The 8,664-nt window shown below is 52.9% G+C and carries 5 protein-coding genes; 4 read left to right on the top strand and 1 reads right to left on the bottom strand.

Annotated features, from left to right (window positions below; all coding sequences use genetic code 11):
• Positions 1-285, top strand: a 285-nt coding sequence (locus tag LBJ25_08195) for a slipin family protein (GenBank protein MDR1453934.1), incomplete at its 5' end; no start/stop codon positions are given.
• Positions 286-289: 4 nt separating this feature from the next.
• On the opposite strand, the gene LBJ25_08200 is transcribed toward LBJ25_08195, so the two are convergent.
• A complete protein-coding gene (locus tag LBJ25_08200) occupies positions 290-442 on the bottom strand; it encodes a hypothetical protein (protein ID MDR1453935.1) in 153 nt (50 codons plus the stop codon).
• Between the two features lie 75 nt (positions 443-517).
• Here LBJ25_08200 and hemW point away from each other — a divergent pair, with 75 nt between their 5' ends.
• The 3 genes from hemW to LBJ25_08215 form a co-directional block, all read left to right on the top strand.
• On the top strand, positions 518-1,621 hold the full coding sequence (gene hemW, locus LBJ25_08205) for a radical SAM family heme chaperone HemW (GenBank protein ID MDR1453936.1): 1,104 nt from the start codon (positions 518-520) through the stop codon (positions 1,619-1,621).
• Positions 1,618-6,927: a hypothetical protein gene (locus LBJ25_08210; protein MDR1453937.1), complete on the top strand. Its 5,310-nt coding sequence runs from the start codon at positions 1,618-1,620 to the stop codon at positions 6,925-6,927. Before hemW ends, LBJ25_08210 begins: the two co-directional genes overlap by 4 nt.
• Before the next feature lie 46 nt (positions 6,928-6,973).
• On the top strand, positions 6,974-8,664 hold a 1,691-nt coding region (locus LBJ25_08215; protein MDR1453938.1), incomplete at its 3' end, for a transglycosylase SLT domain-containing protein.

Consider the following 8,664-nt stretch of genomic DNA (forward strand, 5'->3'; position numbering starts at 1 on the left):
GAGGAAATGAAGCGCGTCATCGCCAAAGTTGCGGAAGCCGAGCGGGAAAAGCGCGCGGTCATCACCAAAGCCGCTGGCGAGGTTGAGGCTTCGGAAAATCTGGCCAAAGCCGCTACGCTCATGGGCAGCGCGCCCGGCGCGTTGCATTTGCGCACGCTGGCCACGCTCAATGATCTGAGTTCTGACCAGTCCAACACGGTGATTTTTGCCGTGCCTGTCGAAGCTTTGCGCGCGCTGGAAGGCCTGGCCAAACTGACAGAAAATTTAACGCAGAAAAAAGCCTAAGAAATTAGGCTTTTTTCTGCAGATTGTCGTTCATGATAGCGTCAAGCGTGCCGAACGAAAGGCCCAGTTTGGTTTTCATTTTGTTAAAAGTGCTGTCCACCGCCGAATTGAGCAATGTTTGATTGCCGTCATTGGCGACCTGGTTAATAGCTGCCATAGTCTCACCCCCTGCTGTTTATATATCGTTGGTTGCAGCGCCGTTCTTGCATGTTAAAATAAGCGAGGGGGAAAATTGCCGGCTTTATATATTCACATTCCTTATTGCCTGCAAAAATGCCGCTACTGCGGCTTTGTGAGTTTTCCAGCGCGCGATTTTTCATCTGACGGGACGGTTCCTGACGCTTACCTTGACGCTTTATGCCAGGAGATACAGGAAGCCGCCGAAGGGTATTTTTCCGTCGATAGTGGGTATAAATATACCAGCAGTATAGTATCGACAATATATATCGGAGGAGGGACGCCGGGTTTACTGGCCGCCGAGCAGCTGGCCAGAATAATCGCCAGCGTAAAAAATGTTTTTGCTGTGGCGGACGATGCGGAATTTACGCTGGAAACCAATCCCGAAACTTACGTCAGGGAAAAGTTTTTAGCGTACCGCGCGCTGGGGGTAAACCGGATTTCTTTAGGGATCCAGTCTTTTCAGCCGGAATATTTGCGGTATTTGGGACGGGCACATTCGCGGGAAAAAGCGGCCGAGGCCTTGCGGGGCGCGCGGGAGATTTTTGACAATGTCAGCGTGGACTTGCTGAACAATTTGCCCGGACAGACTCTGGCGCAGAGCGCGGCGGATCTGCGGACCGCGCTAGATTTTCAGCCACGGCATATTTCCTGCTACGAGCTGACTGTGGAAAGCGGCACGCCGCTGGCCGTGGAAAACCCCGCCCCCAATGAATTAGGAGTGGAAATGTATTTGCAGACGAAAAAAATTTTAGAGGACAACGGCTACGCGCAGTATGAAATTTCCAATTACGCGCTGGCCGGCTATGAATCCCGCCACAATCTGGCCTATTGGTCGGACGAGCCGTATCTCGGCGTGGGACTGGCGGCGCATAGTTACGACAAGCTGCGAAAACTGCGCTGGGCGAACACGCGCAGCCTCCCGGATTATCTGCGGAAAATTTTTCACCGCGAGTCCGAGCCGGAAAATGATTTCAACAAGATCATGATGGGGCTGCGCAAGAACAGCGGCATTCCTGAAACCTATCTTGCTGAGCGTCAAAAAGCCACCGCCCAAAAACTGGTCGCCGAGGAATTGCTGGTTTGGCAGAATAATAATCTGCGCCTGACCAACCGCGGACGGCTGATCTTAAATCAAGTGCTGCTGGAGTTAATGTGAAAAAGTTTTGGACAATTTTGCTGATCTTGCTGCTGCTGCCGGCGGCGGCCAAAGACCCCATGAAACGCGGCAAGTCCGCTTTTCAGCCCGGGCGCGCTTACCCGCAGGTGGATGTTTCCGGCTACGAAGAATTGGAATTTAACACGCTGGAGCAGTCCGGCGATCCGCAGAAATATCAAAACACGCCCGAGTATTTGGCTTTGCCGGCTTCGGTCAAAGTGTATGACGGGCTGCGCCACCGCCGCTTGATCGACCTCGAAGGCCAGATCAACGAGAAACTTTATGTGCGTTACAAGATCACCCAGGACCCTGATCTGCCGCAGGAGACGGATATTTACGTGGAGTACGACAAGTTTTCAGTGTATTTCGGCAAGTACGACGCCGCGCTGGTCAACGGCAGCATGTTTTCTCTGGGCAAAGGCATCGACGGCCTGCACGCTGATTATCTTGACAGAGATTTTGAACTGGAGGCGATCTACGGCGAGGAGCGTTCGCACGAGCGCGAATTTTCTTTTCAAGGCGCGGGCAAACGCGAATACAACCTCGGCCAAACCAATATCGTGGAAGGCACGCTCAAGATCCGCCTGAACGGCAACGAGATTTCAGAGAACGATTACCGCGTGGATTATTTTGACGGCGTAGTCGTTTTTGACAAAATTCTTTCAGTCCTGGACACGATCGAGGGTTCTTATGAATATCTGGACCCGATCGAGGATTTTTTGCCGATCTCCTCCAAGATCCGTTTGAGCGGCGTGCAGCACCGCTACAAAGCTTACCGCGGCGCGGAGCCGATCATCATCACGGCGAACGCGGTGTATCAATACGAACCGGCGCTCAATGAGCCGGTAGCCGCGCCTCTGGAGGCTCTGCGCACCGCGACGAATTTTTCCTATCAGGACGGCGAATTGAAAATCACCGTGCGGCGCGGCGCGGAGCAGGCGGTTTATCTGCGCCATAATGAGGAAAAAATCCCTCTGCGGGCAGAGGAAACTGACGACGCGGCGGACAACGCCTGGACTTTGACTTTGCCGTTCGCGCAGGGTGAGCAGAACGCGGCGGTGGATTACGAATTTGCCGACTATATCCTGCAGCAAGAATATCGGCTCTATCTGGAAAAGCCAGCTATTTGCCTTTCCCGCGTCTCGGCCGGCTATCAGGTCATTTTGCCGGAAGGCGCCGTCCGTTTTGCGCGCGATAAATTTACGCAGAACGAAACCCTGCATTTTGAGTTTCAGACCGCTGACGAGCTGCACAAAAAAATCCTGGTCAATTTTCAAAACGACGCGCAGGAACTGCGGCTTTCCGACGGGCGCTTTATTTTAGATCGCCGTTTGATTGCGGAGACCGCCGGCGCGAAAAATTTTTATCTGATATTCAATCAGGGCGCCGACAATGAGACAGCGCGCAAGGTGCCTTTTGCCGTGGACTATGCGCCGGTCGAGGCCGGTGTTCTGGAAAAAATTCAGCTGGCGGATTTTCCGGTGATCTCCTTTACGGAAAAAGTTTATTTTGAGGGCGAGCAGTTAGTTGCCAATCAGGATTATAAATTAAATTACGCGACCGGCCTGCTGACTTTTTTGCGGCCGCTGCCGACGGATACTTATGCTTTGAAAGTCGACTATGTTTATAATCAGACGCGCGCCGCGCAGGAGATCATCAAAGGCCGCGACTCGCAGGGGCCTTACAATCTGGCGCACGGTTTGCTGGCGCCGGGCAGCACGGCGGTCATGGTCAATAATCTCAATATGATCGAGGGCGTGGATTACACGCTGGATCCGCGCACTGGCGCGCTGAGTTTTCCACGGCGGATCAATTCGGTCGACGCCATTCAGGTCAATTACCGTTATTTTGATTCACTGCTGCCGGCGGAGCAGCATAAAAAAGAGCAGTTCACGATCAGCAGCTATTATGTGCAGGAGCAGGCCAAGTCCGCGGAAGGCGAAGGCCTGGAGTCGCACACGCTTTCCGGCGGCGACCTCAGGGTGACCAGCGACATGGGACTGACGCTGATCATGATCGCAACTAAATTTTTGCCAGTCGCCAAATTCGGTGAGGTGCAGGTCGACGGCGTCAAGGTCGACATACTCGCCAGATCGGAATACAACGGACTGCTGATCATTTCCGGTAATTACGCGCAGGCGGACGCTTACCGCATTAAAGTTTCTTTCGATCAGGGACAGGCTTCGCAGGCGCCGCAGATCTATTTCCGGAATAGGACTACGGCCACGGAAATGGTTCTCGATGAAATAACTTCTTTTGCCCGGCCGATCGTTTACGGCTCGGTTGTTTTAGAAGTGCGGCGCAAGAATGATCCTTTTTATATTCCGCTGGTGCAAAACCGCGATTATATTATGGGCCGCCAGAGCGATCTCTTGCCGGGGTATGACGGCAACGGCAGCGCGGTCGTTACGGATAATCCCGAAGTCTGGCAGCGCGGTATTATTACGTTTATTACGGGCAATGCTTATACTCCTTACTATCCCTACAATGGTTTCGGCCCGGATGACGATTTCCGCCTGACCTACAAGGTTTCCAATACTGAAAGCACCGACCCGGGCGATATTTTGCATCAGACTTACGGCACGAAACTCACTTATTCGCCGCTGGACTGGCTGCGCGCTGATGTGGAATACAATGAAAGTCATAAGCAGTATCAGCGCGCCACAGCGCAGGAATCCGTTACGAGCAATGGCTCTGGTTACGCCGGACAGGAGATCAGGATTTTGGATTTGTTGAAAAGCAAAAACCCGATCTACAACAGCCAGAGCGGTTTGGAGATCGTCGAGGACAGCGAAAAAGTTTATATCAACGACCGCCTGCAGACGAAAAACGACAGCTACACGCTGGCCTACAACGGCGGAATTTTGCGTTTTCATTCCGGTCTGGCGCTGTCGTCAGCCGATACGGTGCGGATCGAGTTTAGCTACTACAGCAGCGGCGTTGGTGAGCAGGAACAGTTTGACGAAAAAGCTAAAGCGGCGAAAGTCGATCTGCGCTTGAATCTGGGGCATACGGATATTTCCGCCGGCTACGTCACCGTTGACTCCAAATATGATCCGGTGGGCAATCCGCCGGCGGGTTATCCGCGCGGCACGGAAGCGAAAAATATCGTGATTAATTCCAGGCCGCTGGACAGATTGACCGTGTATTCACGCCTCGAGCAGCAGGATACGCTAGCCGGCGTTTACGAAGATGAAACGATCAACCGTTTTCGCAACACGACTTATCAAAATTACCGCGCGGCCTACAGCTTCAATACCAATGACAATGTTGCGCTGGCTTACAATCGCACGGACGTCAACGAGCCGGCGCCCAGTTTGACCACGGCCAGTTATTTGGTGGACACACGCCAGCAGGATTATCAGATGGATCTGAATATCGGCCCTGACAATTTCCGCACCGGAATTTTTCTGCGCAACGCCGAATCTTTTACCGATGAGCTGGACAGGGACAACCCCGAAAAAACTTTTAACCGCAACGCCCGTTTGACGAATTTTTTCCGGCCTTTGAGCGACCTGACTTTTTCCAGCTCGCTGGCGCGGAATATTGACGAGCAGCACAAAGCTATTTTTAGTTACAATGAATCGCAGGCTTACTCGGAGATGCTCCGTTACAATCCCTGGACGATCGACAGCAGTTTTGAGTACGCCGGCGCGGATTACTTTACCGAACAGCAGGCCGCGACGAACACCAAAACGATCGGCAATGACCGCAAGCATGTCTTCAATTTTTCTTTCCGCCGTCCGCCGGAATTTTCCAGCAAGCTGTTTGAAGAATTTTATCTGCATTATGACAACACTTACGCCAGCACGGCCACTGATCTTTATCAGCAAATGCCCAATATTGCGCGCCAGCAAAATTTTAACGGCACGCTGCGGCCTTACGATCTTATTTCTTTTAGCTATGATGACCGCCACAGCAGCAGCTTGCTGGAGAATCATAACCGCGCGGATTTGTATCAGGAAAACGCCTATAAATTTTCACGTTTTTATCCGGCCAAGTATATTAATTTTTTGCCGGCGGATTTCTTGATCGTCAACAAAGTGGAATTTACGCGCCGCTTTAATCAAAACGCGCGTGATCTGGGCAGTAGTAGCAGCACGCAGCGCACCTACACGCTGGATCATTATAATACGCTGCTGCAGAGTTATGCGTTGAATCCGCTGGACCGGCTGACCTTAAATTTAGATCTCAACAGCAAAATGTCCGAGCGGTTGAGCGAAACTTTGTACAGCGACGGTCTGGCCGTGGTCGAGAGCGTCGAGCCGGAAGACACGCAGGCGCTGAAATTGAACTACGCGCTGACGGAATTGGCTTTTTTGCGGAATATCAATTACACCTGGCAGATGGATCTAACGCAGCGCCGCATTAACCGGCGCAACACCAATCAGCGTGGCGGAGTCAGCATCAACCGTGATGATCTGGACAGCGGCACGAACAGAATGAATTTAAATTACAATTATTTTACTTCATTTACCAACACGCATTATTTGACTATGCTGGAGGAATTTCGGCGCAACACCGGAGACAACAGCGGCACGCGCTATTCTTACGGACAGACCGATGAGATCAACACGCGCTACGCTGTGCCTAATACGCAATTGGGTTTGACTTACGGTTTTTCCCGCGTTTTCAATAAGCAGTTTGACACCAGCGGCGAGGTGATCGGTAAAACCACTCTGATCGAGCGCGACTACCGCGGCCGCCTGCTGCGCTACGATGACACCAACCGGTTTACTGTTGATTACACACCCTGGCAGGAATTAATGCTGGACGCCTCGCTGTATCTCCGGCATGTCGCGCAGGATATTCAGACCGGCCGCCGCACGCCGACCTTTAACAGTGTCCATGATGAGATCAGCGCGCGTTCCTATGAGTTTGGCGCGACTTACAAACCGCTGACGGATCTGTCTGTCCGTTACGGCTGGCGGCAAAATATTTATGAGCAGGGCCGCGGCACGGAGGAAAAACTGACCGCCAAATACACGCCGCTTAATTTTGAATTTGGTGAATTGAGCTACAATTACGAAAATCTTTACACCGTCGGCCAGGGCACGAACGACCCGCAGCAAAACGATAGTTTAAATACTTTGAGCGGTTTTGTGCAGACGACAGTGGTCGAGCGCGACGATATCAAAGTGACCAATACGCTGACTTTTAAATTAAATAAAGATATTTCCAATGTTATTATCGACAATATGATCGTGGACATCAATCTGACCCGCCTGCATTTTTGGGACAAAGAAAACCCCGAATACTCTTATTCTTTGAACGCTTTTTACGCCAAAGGCACGATAAATTTTTAAGCCGCGGCAAGCGCGTTTAGCCAAAATAAGTTAAAATCGTTTCCTGATGTTTATGTTGCGTTCTTTTTTACTGGTCTTAGGCTGTGCTGCTCTGCTGGGCGCCGCCAATCTTGATTACGCGCAGGCTAAGAAATATTTGCAGGACGGCCGTTATGATGATGCTTACCGCGTCTTCGGTTATGTCGGAGCCAACCGCCGACACTTGCGGCCGTACTGTGATTATTATCGCGCGCTGGCTTCGTACCAGACTGGCCAGATCACGCGCGCCGCGGCGATACTGGAGAGGCATACGGCGCAGGAAAATATTCCGTATCTCGACGAATCTCTGGAGCTGCTGAACGATTGTTATTTGGCGCTGGACCGCGCCCCGGAAATCCACCCGCTAGCCGCTTATAAAAAAGTCGTAAAACTTTTTGCCAAAAGCCAGTATCCCGAAGCGCTGCGTTTGCTGGAGGCCGTTTCCGCCAATGCGCAGCTGGACGCTCTGCCGGAAGATGTCTATTACTATCAAGCGCGCGCCTATATGTACTGCGCCGAGCCGGATCAAGCGCGGCGGATCTTGCTGGCGCGCGCGGATGCCGGGGCGGTTTATTATCTGGGCGTGCTGGCTCTGCAGACCCGCCAGACCGCGCTGGCTTTGCAGAGATTTAACGAGGTTGTCCAAAAATATCCGGCCGCGGAATACGCGCCGCAGGCTCTTTACAATCTGGCGCGGCAGACCCGCGGCGAAAACAGTTTGCGCTACTATCGGCGTTTGGCCGCGGATTATCCGGCTTCGCGCTACGCCGATGATGCGGCCTGGGAAGTAGGCTCGCTCTATTTCCGGCAGAAAAATTATCAGCGCGCCGCGGAGGTTTTTTTGGCGGGCTATGGTTTGGACAGGTATTCGGACAACGCGGACTCGCTGCTCTACTGGGCTGGCAAGTGTTATCAAAAACTGGGGCGGGTTCAGGATGCCGCGCTGATTTTCCAGCAGGCCGCGCGGGAATTTCCGGCGCGTTTTTACGGTTGGCGCGCCGCGCAGCAACTCGGTATAACTCCGGTTATACCTTCCGACAATGTGCAGCTCGCGGATATCAAACCGCAGACCGACCGCGCTTTGCTGGAGCTGGTCAAGCTGGGCGAATACGGCGACGCTCTGGCCGAAGCGAAATTATTGACCGACCGCAATAAACAGGAAAGGATCTCCACAGCTTTGCGCATTTATCTGGCGCACTCCGCTTATAAATCCGGCAGTTATTTGGACGCGATCAATTTAAGCGCCGGGGTTTTGGCCGACGCGGAAAAAAATCATGACCATACAGTGCTGGCGCCGCCGGAATTGTGGCAGATCTCTTTTCCGCGGGTACATGCCGCGCTGGTCCGCGCCAATGCCGCCAAAAACGAACTGCCGGATAATTTAATTTACGCGCTGATCCGCGAGGAGTCGCGTTTCGACGAAGACGCGCTGTCGCCGGCCAGCGCCTACGGTCTGATGCAGCTTATCCCCGCTACAGCCCTGCAGGTCATGCGCCAGGAGCGGATTGCTGCCGACGGATTTGCCGCGGAGATTTTGTACCGGCCAGACCTGAATATTTTGCTGGGCACAGCTTACTTGCGGCAAATGCTGGAACAATTCAACGGCAGCCAGTATTTAGCGCTGGCGGCCTACAACGCCGGCCCCACGGCGGCGGCGCGCTGGCTGCGCCAGCACGGGGGCTGGAAAGATTTTGACGCGGACGTTTTTATTGAAAGCAT

It is taken from the genome of Candidatus Margulisiibacteriota bacterium (assembly GCA_031268855.1).
In the GTDB taxonomy this organism is placed as follows: Bacteria; Margulisbacteria; Termititenacia; order Termititenacales; family Termititenacaceae; genus Termititenax.